Annotated in this window: 15 protein-coding genes; 6 read left to right on the top strand and 9 right to left on the bottom strand. The window is 68.2% G+C overall.

The features are described from left to right. Window positions 1-234 precede the first annotated feature (234 nt). From R5H29_RS04840 to R5H29_RS04820, 5 genes are all read right to left on the bottom strand, one after another. Entirely contained in the window at window positions 235-639 is a 405-nt protein-coding gene (locus tag R5H29_RS04840; protein WP_332328852.1) for a VOC family protein, read from the bottom strand. Next, the gene (locus R5H29_RS04835; RefSeq protein ID WP_332328851.1) at window positions 636-1,706 is read right to left on the bottom strand and encodes a serine hydrolase domain-containing protein; all 1,071 of its coding nucleotides are present in this window, start codon (window positions 1,704-1,706) and stop codon (window positions 636-638) included. Before R5H29_RS04835 ends, R5H29_RS04840 begins: the two co-directional genes overlap by 4 nt. A 16-nt stretch (window positions 1,707-1,722) precedes the next feature. Continuing rightward, window positions 1,723-3,663, bottom strand: a complete 1,941-nt coding sequence (locus tag R5H29_RS04830; protein ID WP_332328850.1) for a DUF885 family protein — start codon at window positions 3,661-3,663, stop codon at window positions 1,723-1,725. 94 nt (window positions 3,664-3,757) lie between these two features. After that, complete coding sequence (locus tag R5H29_RS04825; protein WP_295555353.1) at window positions 3,758-4,543, bottom strand: queuosine precursor transporter; 786 nt, start codon at window positions 4,541-4,543, stop codon at window positions 3,758-3,760. Then, a complete protein-coding gene (locus tag R5H29_RS04820; RefSeq protein ID WP_005414135.1) occupies window positions 4,540-5,235 on the bottom strand; it encodes a DUF502 domain-containing protein in 696 nt (231 codons plus the stop codon). Before R5H29_RS04820 ends, R5H29_RS04825 begins: the two co-directional genes overlap by 4 nt. A 76-nt stretch (window positions 5,236-5,311) precedes the next feature. Here R5H29_RS04820 and R5H29_RS04815 point away from each other — a divergent pair, with 76 nt between their 5' ends. After that, on the top strand, window positions 5,312-6,628 hold the full coding sequence (locus R5H29_RS04815) for a hypothetical protein (RefSeq protein WP_332328849.1): 1,317 nt from the start codon (window positions 5,312-5,314) through the stop codon (window positions 6,626-6,628). Between the two features lie 7 nt (window positions 6,629-6,635). On the opposite strand, the gene R5H29_RS04810 is transcribed toward R5H29_RS04815, so the two are convergent. The 4 genes from R5H29_RS04810 to trxA all read right to left on the bottom strand — a co-directional run bounded on the left by R5H29_RS04810 (window position 6,636) and on the right by trxA (window position 11,459). After that, window positions 6,636-7,088, bottom strand: a complete 453-nt coding sequence (locus R5H29_RS04810; RefSeq protein WP_019662120.1) for a DUF4442 domain-containing protein — start codon at window positions 7,086-7,088, stop codon at window positions 6,636-6,638. A gap of 83 nt (window positions 7,089-7,171) precedes the next feature. Continuing rightward, entirely contained in the window at window positions 7,172-8,797 is a 1,626-nt protein-coding gene (locus R5H29_RS04805; protein WP_332328848.1) for a CHASE2 domain-containing protein, read from the bottom strand. Next, a complete protein-coding gene (locus R5H29_RS04800) occupies window positions 8,794-10,494 on the bottom strand; it encodes a FecR domain-containing protein (RefSeq protein ID WP_332328847.1) in 1,701 nt (566 codons plus the stop codon). The genes R5H29_RS04805 and R5H29_RS04800 overlap by 4 nt, the downstream gene beginning before the upstream one ends. Window positions 10,495-10,601: 107 nt before the next feature. Continuing rightward, the gene (trxA, locus tag R5H29_RS04795; protein WP_332328846.1) at window positions 10,602-11,459 is read right to left on the bottom strand and encodes a thioredoxin; all 858 of its coding nucleotides are present in this window, start codon (window positions 11,457-11,459) and stop codon (window positions 10,602-10,604) included. Between the two features lie 124 nt (window positions 11,460-11,583). Here trxA and R5H29_RS04790 point away from each other — a divergent pair, with 124 nt between their 5' ends. The 5 genes from R5H29_RS04790 to nadD all read left to right on the top strand — a co-directional run bounded on the left by R5H29_RS04790 (window position 11,584) and on the right by nadD (window position 17,371). Continuing rightward, window positions 11,584-12,186 (top strand): DUF998 domain-containing protein, encoded by a 603-nt coding sequence (locus R5H29_RS04790; protein WP_019662116.1) that lies wholly within the window; start codon window positions 11,584-11,586, stop codon window positions 12,184-12,186. Between the two features lie 105 nt (window positions 12,187-12,291). Then, entirely contained in the window at window positions 12,292-14,934 is a 2,643-nt protein-coding gene (gene leuS / locus R5H29_RS04785; RefSeq protein ID WP_026347280.1) for a leucine--tRNA ligase, read from the top strand. Window positions 14,935-15,070: 136 nt separating this feature from the next. Beyond that, entirely contained in the window at window positions 15,071-15,655 is a 585-nt protein-coding gene (gene lptE / locus R5H29_RS04780) for an LPS assembly lipoprotein LptE (protein ID WP_019662114.1), read from the top strand. A gap of 9 nt (window positions 15,656-15,664) precedes the next feature. Then, window positions 15,665-16,702, top strand: coding sequence for a DNA polymerase III subunit delta (gene holA / locus R5H29_RS04775; protein WP_332328845.1), 1,038 nt, complete (start codon window positions 15,665-15,667; stop codon window positions 16,700-16,702). A gap of 3 nt (window positions 16,703-16,705) precedes the next feature. Beyond that, on the top strand, window positions 16,706-17,371 hold the full coding sequence (gene nadD / locus R5H29_RS04770; RefSeq protein WP_019662112.1) for a nicotinate-nucleotide adenylyltransferase: 666 nt from the start codon (window positions 16,706-16,708) through the stop codon (window positions 17,369-17,371). Window positions 17,372-17,428 lie beyond the last annotated feature (57 nt).

Below are 17,428 nucleotides of genomic sequence, written 5' to 3'. Positions count from 1 at the left end.
GAGCAAAAGCCGCGCTTTGCCGGGCGGGGTGGGTTTGCAGGACACGCCGTAAACCCATCCATGGGGGCTCGATGGCGCCATCCATGGCGCCAACGGTCCTGCCCATCCACACCGCCCCACCTCTGACAGATTCCTGCGATCTGCCGGAATGGAACGGCCTGCTCTTGGTGGGTGTCGACCTTGGTCGACACGTAGATCCATGCCATGCATGGATGAATCACGATTGAAAAACGCTCAACCGACTTCGTACAGCTCCAGCGGCAGGCCATCCGGATCGGCGAAGAAGGTGAAGCGGCGGCCGGTGTATTCGTCCACGCGGATCGGTTCGCAGGCGACGCCATGCGCGGCCAGGCGCTGGATGAAGGGTTCCAGTACAGCCACCCGGAACGCGAGGTGGCGCAGGCCCTGGGCTTCCGGACGGCTGGGACGGGGCGGTGGCGAGGGGAAGGAGAACAGTTCCAGCTGGCCGCCGTCGGGTAGAGCCAGGTCCAGTTTCCAGGAATCGCGCGCAGCGCGGTGGTTCTCGGCCAGCACGCGCAGGCCGAGGATGCGCACGTAGAAGTCCTTCGAGCGTGCGTAGTCGCTGCAGATCAGTGCGGCGTGGTGGATGCCCAGCAGGGAGTCGGAACCGGTGTTCATTGCAGAGTGTCCAGCCAGCGCTGGGCGATCTTCTGCGCCAGCGGGTACGGTTCGGGATCGTTGCGGTTGGTCAGCACGATCACGGTCAGGTGCTTTTCCGGGTGGCGCACGATCACGTTGCGGAAGCCGATGCTCTCGCCGCTGTGCCATTGCACCGGGCCGTTCAGGCGCCAGCCGAAACCGTAATGCGGCACGTCCGGTTCCGATGTGGCCGTGGCCGGGCTGAACATCGCGCGGCGCGAAGCCTTCGACAGCAGCCGGTCGTCATACAGCGCGGCGTCCCAGCGGGCGAGATCGTCCAGCGAGGAATAGATGCCGCCATCGCCGAGCACGGCGCTGGTGGTGCTCTGGTCGGTGCGCTGCCAGCGGCCGTCGATCCGGCTGTAGCCAGAGGCGCGCGCGGCGACCGTGTCCACGCCGTCCTGGTGGGCCACGGTATGCGCCATGCCCAGCGGGCGGAAGATGCGTTGCTGCAGGAAGGTGGCGAAATCCTGGCCGGACGCGCGGCCGACGATCAGGGCCAGTAGCGCGTAGCCGCTGTTGCTGTAGCGGTACTGCGTGCCGGGTGCGAAATTCAGGCGGTCCTCGCGCGACAGCAGGGTCAGCACGTCGGCGTCATGCACCTGCCGCGTGTCAGCCGGGTCCATCAGGTCTTCGTAATCGAGCAGGCCGCTGGTGTGCGAGAGCAGTTGGCGGATCGTGATGGCCGCTGCAGCCGGCGGCAGTTCGGGCAGCCACTGTCGTGCAGGCTGATTCAACCCCAGCCGTCCATCCTCCACCAGCAGCAGCACCGCCGCAGCGGTGAACTGCTTGCTGACCGAGGCCAGCCGGAAGTTGCTGGCGGCAGTGACCGCAGTACCGTCCTCCACCACTGCCAGGCCGTAGCCACGGCGGAACACCGGCTGCCCGTCATGCAGCACCAGCACGGCGGCGCCGGGCACCCGGCCATCGTAGGCCTGCATCAGGCCGTCGATGCCCGCATCCGGTGGGGTCAGCACCGGCGCGGCGGAGCCCGCCACTGGCAGCAGGCCCAGCACGACGGCGAACAGGGCGACGGCAGGGCGCATGGCGGCTCCGGAGGGGTCAGGGTGAAGGGGCTGGTGTGGCGCTGGCGGGCTGCGCCATCCAGCGTTCCATCTTGCGGCCCAGCACGTCCAGCGGCATGGAGCCGTCCTTCAGCAGTTCGGCGTGGAAACGGCGCAGGTCAAAGGCGGCGCCCTGGCGTTCCTTGGCCTTGTCGCGCAGAGCGACGATGGTGGTCAGGCCCGCCACGTTGGACAGCGCCTGGCCGGGCTGGGCCATGATCCGCTCGACTTCGGCGTTGGCGTCGTCGCTGCTCATGTCCACGGTCTTCTGCAGGTAGGTGACGGCCTGCTGCTTGCTCCAGCCCTGTGCGTTCACGCCGGTGTCGGCCACCACGCGGGCGGCGCGCAGCAGGCGCGAATACAGGTAGCCGATGCGGTCGTAGGGATCGGTGTAGATGCCCAGGTTCTCACCCAGCGTTTCGGCATACAGGCCCCAGCCTTCGACGAAGGCGAGATCGCCACCGAGGCGGCGGAAGCGTGGCAGCTTGGCCAGTTCCTGCTGCAGGCCCAGCTGCACGTGGTGGCCGGGAATCGCTTCATGCAGGTACTGCACCGGCACGTTCCAGCGCTTGCGGGTGGGCAGGTCGCGGGTGTTCACGTACAACACGGCCGGTTGTCCGGCCGCGGACGGCTGATAGGCCGCTGCCGCGGCGGTGAGCGCACGCTCCGGTTCCACCGCACGGACGTCCAGTGCGGACTTCGGCAGCGTATCGAGCACCTGCGGCAGGCGTGCGTTGACCTGCTGCTGCACCTGGCGGTAGCGGTTGATCAATGCGTTGGCGTCACCGTACTGGAACTGGCGGTCGTTGCGCATGCTGCGCAGCAGCTTGGTCGGCGTGCCGCGCAGCTTGGCATCCTTCATCACGGTGGCAATCTGCGCCTGCAGCTCCTGCACGCGTTGCTCGCCCAGCGCGTGCAGTTGCGCGGCGTTCTGGTCGCTGGCGGTGGTCTGCACGATCAGGCTGGCGTACCAGGCCTGGCCATCGGGCAGCGCGCCCAGGCCGCTGCTGGTGCGCGTGGCCGGCAGGTATTCGGTGGCGATGAAGCCGCGCAGGGCGCGGTAGGCCGGCATGATGCGCAGCTCGATCATGCGCTTGTACTCGGCGCTGATGCGCGCCTTGTCCTCCGCCCCGATGGTGTTGGGCATGGTGCGGATCGGCGACCAGAAGATGCTCTCTTCGGCAGTCGGCTTGATCACCGCATCCAGCTGCGGCAGCACCTTCTCCATCAGGTCGCGGGGCTGCACCACGCCGGCCTTCATGCCCTGGCGCATGTTGTCGATGGCCTGGTCGAACAGCTCGGGAATGCCCAGCGAGCGGCGCGACCAGGTGTCGTAGTCCTGCACGGTGTTGAACGGCTGCGCGCCGGCACCTGAGCCGAGGATCGCCATGATGCTGCCGATGTTGTAGTACTGGCTGATCGGCATCATCCAGCTCGGGTAACGCTCGGCGGCCAGCGAGGCGCGCGCGTCGCGCACGAAGATCTCGTAGCTGAGCAGGTCCTGGCCCTGCAGGCCGTCGCTGCCGAGTTTTTCGACCTTGCCCAGCCACTGCGTGGTGAAGTCGTGCGATTGCTGGCGCCAGGCGGCGGACAGGATGTTGGGCAGCTGGTCGTTGTAGCGGGCCTCGCCCTGGAAGGTCGCCTGCAGTGGATTCAACCGCATCGAGGCATCCCAGTATTCGTCGTACAGGCGCTCCAGTTGCACCTGCTTGGGTACGGCCCGGGCCGGGGCGACCGGGCGGGGCGCGGCGCTGCGCGCCGAGCTGCCACGCGCCGGCGCGGTGGCGCGGGCGGGCCTGGCCTTGGGCTTGGCAGCCTGGCGGGTCTGCGCGGCGGCAGGGCGGCTGGCCTTTTTCTTCGCTGCTTCGGCCGACGGCACGGCACTGAACAGGAACAACGCGGCAATGGCGGCGGCCAGGGCGCGGGTGGGATGCGGCATCAGGAGCTTCCGTGGAACACAGACCGTGGAGCTTGCACGATCCGGCCGCGTACGGCCAGCGTGAAGGCGCAGTCAGCTTTTTGCCGCTGGGGCTTCAGTCAGCCGCAGCCGCGGCGCGCAGGGCGGCGGCCCTGTCGGCGCCCAGGTAGCGGGTGATCGCGCGCCGCATCAGGTACAGCAACGGGATCAATGCGATCGCAAAGCCCATCTTGTAGATGTAGTTGACGCTGCTGACGGCCAGGAACAGCGACGTCGGCCAGTGCTGCGGGCCGAGCACGAAGGCGATCCAGATCACCACGAAGCTGTCCACCACCTGGGAGATCGCGGTGGATCCGGTCGCACGCAGCCACACGTGGCGCTCGCCGGTGGCCTGGCGGATGCGATGGAACACGGCCACGTCGATCAGCTGGCCGAGCAGGAAGGCCACCAGCGAACCGGCGATGGTCCACATGCCCTGGCCGAACACGGCTGCGAACGCGGCCTGGTAATCGGGCACGCCGTGGCCATCCATCGACGTGACCCACCAGCTGGCCGGCGCCAGTGAAATGGCGGCGAAGGCGAACAGGAAGCCGTAGCCGATCAGCACCACCGCCAGCCACGAGATGAAGCGCACGCCGCGCTTGCCGAAAAACTCGTTGATCGTGTCGGTCATGATGAACACCACCGGCCACAGCAGGGTACCGGCGGTGAAGCTGAGCGAGCCGGTCTGGCCAAACAGGTTCCAGTTCAGCGGATCGATGCCCAGGGTGTCTTCCAGCGCGAAGATCTTCACCCCGATCAGCTCGGCCAGCACCGCGTTGCCGCAGAAGAACGCGGCCAGCACGATGAACAGCAGGACCGCGCGGTCCTGCAGCGGGCGCTCGATCGGCGCCGGTGTCATTCGGTGCGTTCGCCAGTGCGTTCGCCGGCGCGGGTGAACGGCACGCTGGACGGTGCCACGGCACCGCCGGAGATGATGAAGCTCATTGCCTGATCGACGGTCCAGTCGGTCGGGGTCAGCAGTTCCACCGGCACGATTTCCAGATAGCCCGAGGTCGGGTTCGGCGTGGTCGGTACATACACCGCGGCCAGCTCACGGTCGGTGCCGTGTTCCTTGATCACGCGGGTTACCAGGCCGACCGATTTCATGTCGCGATGCGGGAAGTCGATCAGCACCACGCGCTGGGTGCTGCCCGGTTCGGTCTGCAGCATGTCCAGCAGCTTCTTGGCGCTGTCGTAGATGATGCTGGCCAACGGAATACGCTTGATGACCGCGCCGACCCAGCGCAGCAGGCGCTGGCCGAGCACGCGGCGGCTGGCCACGCCCACCGCCAGGATCACCAGCAGGGTGGCCAGCAGGGCGATGGTGTCCTGGATCCACTCGGCGCGGACCCAGCCCAGATAGTGCGGGAAGCTGGTTGCGATCTGTTCGGACAGCGGCACCACCAGCGGGCTGGAAATACCCGACAGCAGCACGAACACGAACTTGACCACGACCCAGGTCAGCCAGATCGGCAGCAGGGTCAGCAGGCCGGTCAGGAACAGGCGCTGCAGGGAGGGGCGGGGGACCAGGGCGGGGGCTTCGAGCGACATGCGCGCATTGTAGCGGTCACGGCCGGTCGATTACGCTGGGGAATCGACTGCGGCAACGGCACATGGAAGGGAAGCTGTGTTGAAGATTCTGCGCGGACTGGGCTGGACCCTGGCAGGCCTGCTGGTGCTGGCCATCGTGGTGTGGTGCGCCTCGCGCATGTGGCCGGTGCCCGAATCGCGCCTGCAGGCGCAGCAGCGACTGGAAGCACGCCTGCCGGTGAGCGGCCGCAATGGATATGCACTGTTGTGGACGCTGCCGTTCGACGATCTGGATGCCCAGCAGCGCGAGCAGGCGCTGGCCGAGGATGTACGGCGCTGGGAAGCCGATGCACATGGCGGAAGCAGCGGCCGGACACACCTGGTAGCCAACCATGCCGAGCTGCACTCGCGGCCCGGGGCCAGTTGCGGGCCGGCCGCCAGCGGCTGTCTCGCCCAGGTCCGCGCGGACCCGCAACGCTTCGTGGAGGCCCACGCCGGGCACCAGCAGTTGCATGCGCGGCTGGATCAGCTGGCCGACGCCCACTACTTCGCGTCGCCGTTCCCTCCGAAGGGCGAGGGCATTCTGGTCCCGTTGCCGGCCTATGGCGTAGTGATGGACGCCACCAGTGCACGCGCGCTGGCCTATGTGCAGGGTGACATTGACGGTGCCCTGCGTGGTGCCTGCCGTGGCCTGCAGCTGGGCCGGCGGCTGGTGCCCGGCAGCAGTTATCTGGTCGAGAGCATCATCGGTGCCAGCCTGGTGCAGGCCAATGCCCAGCTGCTGGCCGACATGCTGGTTGAACTGCCTGCCGACCACCCCCTGCCGGCCGAGTGCGAACAGGCCATGCAGCCGTTGCGGGCCGAGGAACAGAGCCTGTGCCGTGCTATGCAGGGCGAGTACGCGATGAGCCGGGCGGCGATCGAGTCCTCGTCCCGGGAATTTGGTGGCGTCCTGGTGCTTGACCGGCGCAGCACGTTGGCGCGCGTGGCCGGCAATCTTGGCTGGGCCTGTGGCGCAGCCGCCACGGCCGCGCTGGAGGCCGATCGGCCGCTGCCGTTACAAGCGCCGCCGCAGCGGGATTTCGGTTGCCTGTCCAATGTGATGGGGTGCGTGCTGACCGAGATTGCCGCGCCCGTCTATCCTGCGTATTCGTCACGGTCCCAGGACGCGGCGGCGATGCTGCGCCTGCTTGGCGCCCAGCGCTGGTTGCGGCAGCAGGCGCAAGACCCGGCTGAGGCGCTGCAGCGGTTGCCTGCGCAGTTCCGGTCGCCGGTGCGGTCGCCGCGGCTGTCCGTCGATGGCCGCCATCTGCTGGTGCCGCGTCGTTCTCCAGCGCGCAGCGCTGATGAGAACCCGTGGCTGACGGTACCGCTGCAGGCGGAGCCAGCTTCGGCTGCGTTGGCGCGCGATTGAGGCGCGCTCAGCGTGCGTGTGGCTTCAACCGCAGGTAGACCTGCTTGCGCACCTGGGCGACCACTTCGCCGCTCTCATCGACCACGTCGTTGCTGAACCAGCGCAGCACCTTCTCACCACTGGCTGCTTCCGTGCGCAGTTCATCCAGCAGCGCGTCGTCGATGCGGAATGACGTGCGTACGGTGCCGCGGCCGGGCTTGAGGAAGTCGATGGCGCCTGCTCGGTCCCACACGTAGTAGTCGCGCCCGAGGATGTGCAGCAGGCCCAGCATCCAGAATGGATCGGTCATCGCGAACAGGCTGCCGCCAAAGTGCGTGCCGACGTAGTTGCGGTTCCATGGCCGCAGGCGCAGCTCGACATCTATCTGCCGGTAGTCCGGCGTGATGCGGGTGACATGGATGCCGGTGAACAGGAACGGTGGCCAGAGATTGATACCGAAGCGGAACAGGTGGGCGTTCATGCGGGTGCGGGTGCGGGGACGCAGGGCGAGGCGCCCAGTCTAGCCATTCGCATGCGTATGTTGCACCCCGGCGGCGGCGAGGGTCACGCCTTGTCGTCGATCACATACCCGTCGCGGCCGTTGGCCTTGGCCTGGTACAACGCGGCGTCGGCGCCTTCGACGAAATGATGCGGTTGCAGCGTGCCGTCAGGCACGCGGGTGAACACGCCGATGGTGAGGGTGACGGCACCGTCGCTGCCATCACCGGGGGCCGGCAGTGCACGCACGCAGGCGATCAGGTCCTCGATGACCTGGCGTGCGCCTTCGGCCGGGGTATCCGGCAGCACCAGTGCGAACTCATCGCCACCGTAGCGCGCGGCCATGTCGCGTGGGCGCCGAGCATGCGCACCGATCAGCCGTGCAACATCGCGCAGCACGCGGTCGCCGACCTGATGCCCGTGGCGGTCGTTGTGGCGCTTGAAATGGTCGACGTCGATCAGTGCCAGGCTCAAGGACCTGCCACTGCGGCGCGCGGCATCGCATTCCTGCTGCAGTGACTGCTCGAAACGCAGGCGATTGCCGAGGCCGGTCAGCGCATCACGGTTGGCCTGGCGGTGCCAGGCCGAGATCCGCCAGATCGCCCAGGACAGCAACACCAGCAGGATGCCCAGCATTGCGCTTGCCGGTGCCCACCACAGGTCACCGGCACGCAACAGCAACCAGCTCAGCAGCGGTGGAAGCGGCAGCGAGCACAGTGCGGCAAGCCATGGCAGGCGCAGGCCGAGCAGGAGCACGCACAACGCGGCCAGCACGCCGCTGATGGCGTGCTGCCAGAGGCGTGGCAGCAGATCGATCTGCTTGTGCTGCAGCAGCATCGACGCGATGTTGGCCTGGTATTCGCTGCCGCTCATCCAGTACTCGCGGGTGGTCGGGGTCAACAGCCGCGGTGCGATGCCGCTGGCCGTCATGCCCACCACGATGCGGCGGCCATGCAGCATCGCCGTGTCCACGTGACCATCAAGTACGTCGGCATAGGACACCTGCGGCAGGCGCTCGGGCGGCCCCGCATAGCGCACGCGCACGTAGTCGTCGCGTCGCCACTGATAGGGCGAACCGATCTGCGGATCGGGATCGGGCAGGCCGTGCACCGTGCCCGGCGGCAGGTCGGCCAGCGCCAGGCCCAATGCCGGCCAATGGGCCTTGCCGATGCCCGCATGCAGATACACACCGCGCGCGACGCCATCGCCGTCCACTTCCACATCGGTATGGCCGATTGCCGCAGCACTGCTCGCGATCTGCGGAATCGGCAGCATTTCCTCGGCCATGCGGTCGCCGGCGGCCGGCGCCGCCAGCACTGGCAGCACCACCCGGCCACTGCGGCGGATCGCTGTGGCCAGTTCATCGTCCTGCTGGCTGTCGTGTCGATCCGGCTCAGACAGCATCAGGTCCAGTGCGATGCGCTCGGCGCCGGCGTCGGTCAGCCGGTCCAGCAGGCGCGCATGGACCGAACGGGGCCAGGGCCATTGGCCGATGCGCTGCAGGCTGCCCTCGTCGATGGCCACGATCAGCACGCTGGGGTCGGGGCGGTACTCCCAATTCCCAACCATGGCGTCATAGGCGGCTTCGTCCTGGCGCCACAGCCACTGGCCGTGGCTGGCGATCACCGTCAGCACGCCGGCCAGCAGTGCCAGCAGAATCCGCTTCGACCACGGCAGCGGCGAGCGCCTCATAACAACAGCAACAGCAGCAGGGCGCCGCCACCAGCGCCGTAGCACAGACGGCAAGGCAGCTTGATCTGCTGGGCCGGCGAGTACTCGCCCGCATGCCCGTCGTCGTCGATGTACTGCACGCGCACATGCAGGGTGCCGCTCCACGGCTGCTTGAAGCTGACCTGCGGCTCGCTTACGGTCTGGTCGACCAGGGGTGCCCGGAAGTCGCCTCGACGGTCCACCTGCACCCGGTACCGCTGGCCTTCGCTGCCGGCCTGCCAGCGGAGGGTCAGTTCGCCACGCGTGACCTCAGGCGGCTGCAGGGCCGGGTCGACCGGTTCATTGCTCAGTTGCAGGGGCAGGGCCTGGCCATAGCGGCCCTGGTGGCCGTTGCCATCGCGCGAGGCCACCCGCCAGAAGTACTGGCCGGGCGGCAGCGGCTGCGCCAGGCGCAGGTCGGTGCCCGGGGTGCTTTGTTCCTGCAGCGGTTGCTCGAAGTTCGGCTCGGCGGCAATCTGCAGCACGCTGCTGCGCGCACCGGGCGCCTGGCTCCAACGGAAGCGCGGTCGGTCGCTGTTGATGGTCTGCCCGTGCAGCGGGGCCACCGTCAGTGGCGGCGGGGGCTGGTCGCCGAGTTCGAAATCGGCGCTGGCGTCGAGGCCTTCCACACCCTGCGCATCCACGGCGCGCAACAGGATGCGCAACTGGCCGGGGGGCAGGTCGCCGATCGCCAGCCGGGTATCGGTGGTGGTGGCGGTAAACAGCAGGATTTCCGGCGTTGCCGACAGCACCACTTCAACGCGGTAGCGGGCGGCGCCGTCGACGGGGTCCCAGGCGAGGAGGGCCGGCAAGGGCGCCAGGCGCATGCCGTCGCTGCGCAGCTGCGGTGCTGGAAGAAGCGCGGAGACAGCATCCGGCGCCGTATCGGCGCTGCTGCTGAGGCTGGCCTGTCCAGGCTGGACCAGGCGCTTGCCGTGGATGTTGCCGACCTGCACCTTGCCCTGCAGCACTTCGGTGGCAGCCACGTGGCCGGCGTCACCGGCGCTGACCCGGAATACGGTACCGCGTACGCTGCTGGTCGCCGTAGGTGCATCGATGATGTAGCGCGAGGCGGGGCCACGGGCAGGCGTCACCCGGTTGCTGGCGCGGCCCTGCTGGAGGCGCACGCGGGTATCGACCATGCCGGTGTGGCCGTAACGGCTGAGCTGGTCCAGGCGCAGCCGGGAATGCTCGCGCAGCTGCAGGCGGGAAGCGTCGGCGAATTCAAGCGTGACGCTGGAGTCGCCCTCGGTCTGCACCGTGTCACCGATGCGAAGCTGTTCCCCGGCCAGTAGCGCGCGTGTGGCGCTGCCATCGGCGCCGGACAGTTCGACCTTGCCCCTTACCGACAGCACGCGGGCGGGGGCTGGTTCGATGCGCAGCCAGCTGATCGGGAAGCGCAGCAGCTGCCCCGGCGGCAGCTGGTAGGGGTTGTCGATGCGGTTGTGCTGTTGCAGCTGCTGCCAGCGTACCGAGGGCTTGAGATACAGGCCACCCAGGTCCCACAGGGTATCGCCGGGACGGACCCGGTAGTTCCAGTCCTGGGCCGCGGCAATGGCCGGCAGGAAGAGAAGAGCGCAGAGCAGCGCGCCCTGGAAGCGCATGGCGAACGACAGCGAGCGGACGAAGGTCACAGTTTGCAATCCCGGCAATGCGGGGGCGCAGCTGCAAGACCCCATGGCCCCGACCTCATCCCCCCGAACGGATCGTGGCGGCCGCACGGCCGCCATCCAGTGCATTATTGCCCGCGTTCAGTGCAGGGATTCTGAACGAGGACGGCTCCCGTTCAGAACAGCAGCGAGGCCATCCGGCGACGGTACTGGCCGACCAGGTCGTCGTCGGAGATCACATTGAAGGCGTCGATCAGGGCCTTGCGCGGCAGCCCTTCCTCGAACGTGCGGTCGATCCGCAGCATTTCCAGGAACTGGGCCAACGCAGCTTCGTCATGGCCCCCGAGCAACAGTTGCACGCCGCGCAGATGGCGGGCCTTGAGGTCCTTGCCATCGGCGGCGATGCGGGCGTCCAGCACTTCAGCGGCCGGGGCATCCTTCAGCGCGGCGGCGAAGGCCAGGCGGGCGCGGGCACGCACGGCGCGGTCGTCGGTGGCCAGATTGGCGGGCAGGCCGTCGATCAGGGTGCCGGCTTCGTCCACGCCACCGATCTGCAGCAGGGCCAGGGCCAGGTCGAGCTTCAGTTCGTCCTTGTCCGGCTCGGCGGCGATCTGGGCACGCAGCACATCGACCTGCGCCTGCGGGTCCAGCGGGGCGTCATCTTCGGGCGCGGCGTCGCCGACATCGGCCGGCACGATGCCGTGCTGGGCCAGGAACTCACGCAGCTGGCCTTCCGGAATCGCGCCCGGGAAGCCATCCACCAGCTGGCCGCCCTTGACCAGGAACACGGTCGGCACCGAGCGGATCTGGAAGGCCGCTGCGATCTGCTGTTCCTTGTCGACATCGACCTTGGCCAGTTCGAAGGCGCCGTTGTACTCGGCGGCCAGTTTTTCCAGCATTGGGCCCAGGGTCTTGCACGGCCCGCACCAGGTGGCCCAGAAGTCGACCAGCACCGGCGTCTGCAGCGACTTCTGCAGGACTTCGGCCTCGAAGGTCGCAGTGGTGGCGTCGAATACGTAGGTCGTCTCGGTCATGGGGGAGGCATCGTTTGGCGTCTGGAGTCCGATTCTATGGTGACGATCGATGCCGGTCTCAACCCGGGTTGTGGTAAATGCCTGACAATGCAGTCTTCCTCTCGCCGTACTTTCCGGAGTCTGCATGTCGTCCCTGTCACCGTTGCTGCGCCTGCCTGGCCTGGTCGCCGCGCTGCTGTTTGTACTGGCGGTGATCGGTTTCGGCGCCGGCCTGGACGGCTACGCACAAGCCCGTCATCCGGTGGCACTGCTGGGCGCGCAGGGGGTGCCGCATGCGCTGGCCTTCAATCTGCTGGGCTTCGTGCTGCCGGGCCTGCTGGCGGCGATCGTGGCCGAGTGCCTGCGCCGCGGGCTGCCGGCAACCGCCGGCTGGGCGCCACGGGTGGGCAGCCAGATGCTGCTGCTGGCCGGGTTGGCCTTCGCCGCGATGGGGTTGCTGCCGCTGGATGTGGATGACCTGCACGGGCCGGCCAGCCAACTGCATGCCAGCGCCTGGATGATCTGGGTGCTGGGTTTTGTCGCCGGAACCCTGCTGCTGGCCGTATCCGGTCTGCGCCAGGTGCATGGCCGCGCGCTGGGCGTACTGGCGCTGGGCTGCGGCATGCTGGCCGCGCTGGCCGCGTTTGCCCTGCAGGGCGTACTGCCGGCGCCGCTGGCACAACGGCTGGCGTTTGCGTGCTGGGCAGTCTGGCTGGGGGCGGCCCTGCCGCTGTCGCGCCCACGCTGAGACGCCTCCCGGGGCGTCGCGGCGCCTGCCTCCGGCGGGCAGGATTGGAGACGTTTGCCGCACTGCGGTACGCTGTACCGCTTTGCCGCCGCATCCGCGTGTTCCATGACCAGCGCTGAAACCAACGCCTACGACCCGCAGCAGGTTGAATCCGCCGCCCAGCAATACTGGGACGCTACCCGTGCCTTCGAGGTCGACGAGACTTCGGACAAGCCGAAGTACTACTGCCTGTCGATGCTTCCGTACCCGTCCGGTGCGCTGCACATGGGCCACGTGCGCAATTACACGATTGGCGACGTGATCAGCCGCTACAAGCGCATGACCGGCCACAACGTGCTGCAGCCGATGGGCTGGGACGCGTTCGGCCTGCCGGCGGAAAACGCCGCGATCAAGAACAAGACCGCGCCGGCGGCGTGGACCTACAAGAACATCGACCACATGCGCAGCCAGCTGAAGTCGCTGGGCTACGCCATCGACTGGTCGCGCGAGTTCGCCACCTGCCGCCCGGACTATTACGTCCACGAGCAGCGCATGTTCACCCGCCTGATGCGCAAGGGCCTGGCCTATCGCCGCAATGCGGTGGTGAACTGGGACCCGGTCGACCAGACCGTGCTGGCCAACGAGCAGGTCATCGACGGCCGCGGCTGGCGCTCGGGTGCCCTGGTCGAGAAGCGCGAGATCCCGCAGTGGTTCCTGCGCATCACCGACTATGCCCAGGAGCTGCTGGATGGCCTGGACGAGCTGGACGGCTGGCCGGAATCGGTCAAGACCATGCAGCGTAACTGGATCGGCCGTTCCGAAGGCCTGGAAATCCAGTTCGACGTGCGCGATGTCGACGGCAGCGCGCTGGACCCGCTGCGTGTGTTCACCACCCGCCCGGACACGGTGATGGGCGTGACCTTCGTGTCGATTGCCGCCGAACACCCGCTGGCGCTGCACGCGGCGAAGAACAATCCGGAACTGGCCGCGCTGCTGGTCGACCTGAAGCAGGGGGGGGTGTCCGAAGCCGAGCTGGAAACCCAGGAAAAGCGCGGCATGGATACCGGCCTGCGCGCGCTGCACCCGGTGACCGGCGAGCCGGTCCCGGTGTGGGTCGCCAACTTCGTGCTGATGGGCTACGGCACCGGCGCGGTGATGGCGGTGCCGGGCCATGACCAGCGCGACAATGAAGTGGCCAACAAGTACGGGCTGCCGATCAAGCAGGTCATCGCGCTGAAGGATCCGCGCACCGACGAAGAGCGCACCTGGGACGGCAGCCGCTGGCAGGACTGGTACAGCGACAAGAGCCGTGCCTTCGAGCTGGTCAACTCGGCCGAATTCGACGGCCTGGACTTCCAGGGCGCGTTCGAAGCGCTGGCCGAACGCTTCGAGCGCAAGGCCCAGGGCCAGCGCCGCGTCAACTACCGCCTGCGCGACTGGGGCGTGAGCCGCCAGCGCTACTGGGGCTGCCCGATTCCGGTGATCTACTGCGCCAAGTGCGGCGCGGTGCCGGTGCCGGAAGAACAACTGCCGGTGGTGCTGCCGGAGGACGTGGCGTTCTCGGGTACCGGTTCGCCGATCAAGACCGACCCGGAATGGCGCAAGACCACCTGCCCGGACTGCGGCGGTGCGGCCGAGCGCGAGACCGATACCTTCGACACCTTCATGGAGTCGAGCTGGTATTACGCCCGCTACACCTCGCCGGGTGCCCGTGACGCTGTCGACAAGCGCGGCAACTACTGGCTGCCGGTGGACCAGTACATCGGTGGCATCGAGCACGCGATCCTGCACCTGATGTATTTCCGCTTCTACCACAAGCTGCTGCGCGACGCGCGGATGGTGGACAGCAACGAACCGGCGCGCAACCTGCTGTGCCAGGGCATGGTGATCGCCGAAACCTATTACCGCCCGAACCCGGACGGCTCGAAGGACTGGATCAATCCGGCCGATGTGGAAGTGCAGCGCGACGAGCGCGGCCGCATCACCGGCGCCACCCTGATCGCCGACGGCCAGCCGGTGGTGGTCGGTGGCACCGAGAAGATGTCCAAGTCGAAGAACAACGGCGTGGACCCGCAGGCGATGGTCGGCAAGTACGGCGCCGACACCGTGCGCCTGTTCTCGATGTTCGCCGCGCCGCCGGAGCAGTCGCTGGAGTGGAACGAGGCCGGCGTGGACGGGATGGCCCGCTTCCTGCGCCGCCTCTGGGCCCAGGTGCAGAAGCATGCCGCCGACGGCGCCGCCCCGGCGCTGGATGTTGCAGCACTGGACGCCAACCAGAAGGCGCTGCGCCGCAAGACCCACGAAACCATCGGCAAGGTCGGTGACGACTACGGCCGCCGCCACAGCTTCAACACCGCGATCGCTGCGGTGATGGAGTTGATGAACGCACTGGCCAAGTTCGAGGACGGCAGTGAGCAGGGCCGTGCGGTGCGCCAGGAAGCGCTGCAGGCCATCGTGCTGCTGCTGAACCCGATCACCCCGCATGCCAGCCACGCCCTGTGGCAGGTGCTGGGTCACGCGGAGACGCTGCTGGAAGACCAGCCGTTCCCGCAGGCCGATGCCAGTGCGCTGGTGCGCGACGCGCTGACCCTGGCGGTGCAGGTCAACGGCAAGCTGCGTGGCACCATCGACGTGGCGGCCGACGCCGCGCGCGAGCAGGTGGAGGCACTGGCGCTGGCCGAGCCCAACGCGGCCAAGTTCCTGGAAGGCCTGACGGTGCGCAAGATCATCATCGTGCCCGGCAAGATCGTGAACATCGTCGCCGCCTGATGTACCCCGCACCGGCCACCCGTATGGTGGCCGGTGCCATTCCGGTGCAGGGCCAGGCGTCTGATGGCCCTGCATTCACGCGGCTTCGGGCACGCTGTGTGTTGCCGTGATCGCCCGGCTCCGCCAGACTGTCTCCATGACCCGAATCCTGCTTGCCCTCGTTCTTGTCCTCGGCCTTGCCGGCTGCGGCTTCCATCTGCGCAACAAGCTGATGCTGCCCACCGACACCGCCCCGGTGAAGGTGGTATCCACCGCCCCGTACAGTGAACTGGTCAAGCTGCTCAACCGCAGCCTGCTGGCTTCCGGTGCCAGGCTGGCTGATGAGGACAGCAACGAACCCAGTACCCAGCTGCAGGTGCTGTCCGAACGCTGGGGCGACCTGCCGATCGCCATCGACTCGCAGGGCCGTGCGCAGGAATACAGCCTGCGCTACGCGGTGATCTTCATTTTCCGTCGCGAAGACGGCAGCGAGCTGGTGCCGCAGCAGGTGATCGAGCTCTCGCGTGACTACGTGTCGCCACCGACCGACGCCACCGGTACCACCACCGAACGCGAGATCCTGGCCAACGAGCTGCGCCGGGAAATGTCCGCCTCGATCATCCGCCGCATCGACAGCGTGGTGCGTGCCGAGCTCGAGAAGGGCGGCAGCCTGTCGGCGCCGAAAGCCAAGCCGATTGAAGGCGCGGTACCGGCCGAGCCGGTCCCCGCAGCCAAGCACTGAGCCGCGGCCATGGAACTGCGTCCGGAGCAGCTGGCCAGCCAGGGCGCTGATACCGCGCTGGCGCCGGTCTACCTGATTGCCGGCCCGGAAACCCTGCGTGTGCTGGAGGCAGCTGACGCCATCCGCGCACGCGCACGCGCCGCCGGCATCGGCGAACGTGAAGTGTTCGACGCCGATGGCCGTGATTTCGACTGGAACCAGCTCGACGCCAGCTTCAACGCGCCCAGCCTGTTCAGTGCCCGCCGCCTGGTTGAGGTGCGCCTGCCCAGCGGCAAGCCTGGCAAGGACGGGGCTGAAGTGATCAGCCAGTTCTGTGCCAACCCGGCGCCGGACGTGGTGCTGATGATCACCGCAAGTGAATGGAGCAAGGCCCACCAGGGCAAGTGGGCCGAAGCGATCAACCGCATCGGCGTGCTGGCGGTGGCCTGGGCGGTCAAGCCGCATGAATTGCCGGACTGGATCGAGCGCCGCCTGCGTGGCAAGGGACTGCGTGCCGATCCTGCCGCCGTGCAGCGCCTGGCCGAGCGGGTGGAAGGCAATCTGCTGGCTGCTGCCCAGGAAATCGACAAGCTGGCGTTGCTGGCCGATGGCCAGCCGCTGGACGTGGAGCGCATGGAGTCGCTGGTGGCCGATGCCGCCCGCTATGACGTGTTCCGGCTGGTGGAAGCGGCCTTTTCCGGCCAACCGCCGGCGGTGCTGCGCATGCTTGCCGGACTGCGCGGCGAGGGCGAGGCGGTGGCTGCGCTGATGCCGATGGTGATCCGCGAGCTGCTGGCGGGCGCTGGCCTGGCCCGGGTGCAGGCCCGTGGCGGCAACCTGGCGGCTGAAATGAAATCGCGCGGTATCTGGGAATCGCGGCAGGCCCCGTACAAGCGCGCGCTGCAGCGGCATCCGGAAAGCAAGCGTTGGGAACGCTTCGTGGCCGAAGCCGGGCTGGTTGACCGCATCGCCAAGGGCCGCGCCGAGGGTGATGCCTGGCTGGCGCTGGAGCGCCTGCTGGTGGTGGTGGCCGAACCGCGTGCCGTGCGCCTGTTGGCGCGGGCCTGAGCAATGAGCCTGCGGATCTATTACGGGGGCACCTTCGATCCGGTGCACCTGGGGCACCTGGCGATCGCGCGTGCGGCCCGTGATGAACTGCAGGTCGCCGTGCGCCTGCTGCCGGCCGCCGATCCGCCGCACCGCGCGGTGCCCGGTGCCACCGCTGAGCAGCGCTGCACGATGTTGTCGCTGGCCATCGGCGACGAGCCGGGGCTGTTGTTGGACCGCCGCGAACTGGATCGTGCCGCCCGCTGCCCCGGTCGTCCGTCGTACACCGTCGACACCCTGCGCGAGCTGCGTGGCGAGCTGGGCCCGAGCCGGCCGCTGGCCTGGCTGGTGGGCGCCGACAGCCTGCTGGGCCTGTCCGGCTGGCACGAATGGGAGGCCCTGTTCGACCTGGCCCACTTCGTGGTGGCCGAACGGCCGGGCAGTCCGTTGCAGGCGTCGATCGATGGCGAGCTGGGGCGTGCCCTGCAAGGGCGCTGGGCCGACAATGAGCAGGCCCTGTTCGCCAGCCCGGCCGGGCGCGTCCTGCGCCTGCACCACCCGCTGCGCGAGGAATCAGCCAGCGCCGTGCGCTCGCAGATTGCCGCTGGCGGCCCCTGGCGCGCACTGCTGCCACCGGCCGTGGCCGACTATGTCGCTGCACACGGGCTGTACCGCCCGGCCACGGCGTGAATGGCGCGGCCGCGCCATCCCCGTATAATCGCCCCCACGTTTATCGAGTCGATCCAC

This window comes from Stenotrophomonas sp. A3_2 (assembly GCF_036624925.1).
Classification (GTDB): Bacteria; Pseudomonadota; Gammaproteobacteria; order Xanthomonadales; family Xanthomonadaceae; genus Stenotrophomonas; species Stenotrophomonas hibiscicola.
This window is presented reverse-complemented; position numbering and strand designations above follow the sequence as displayed.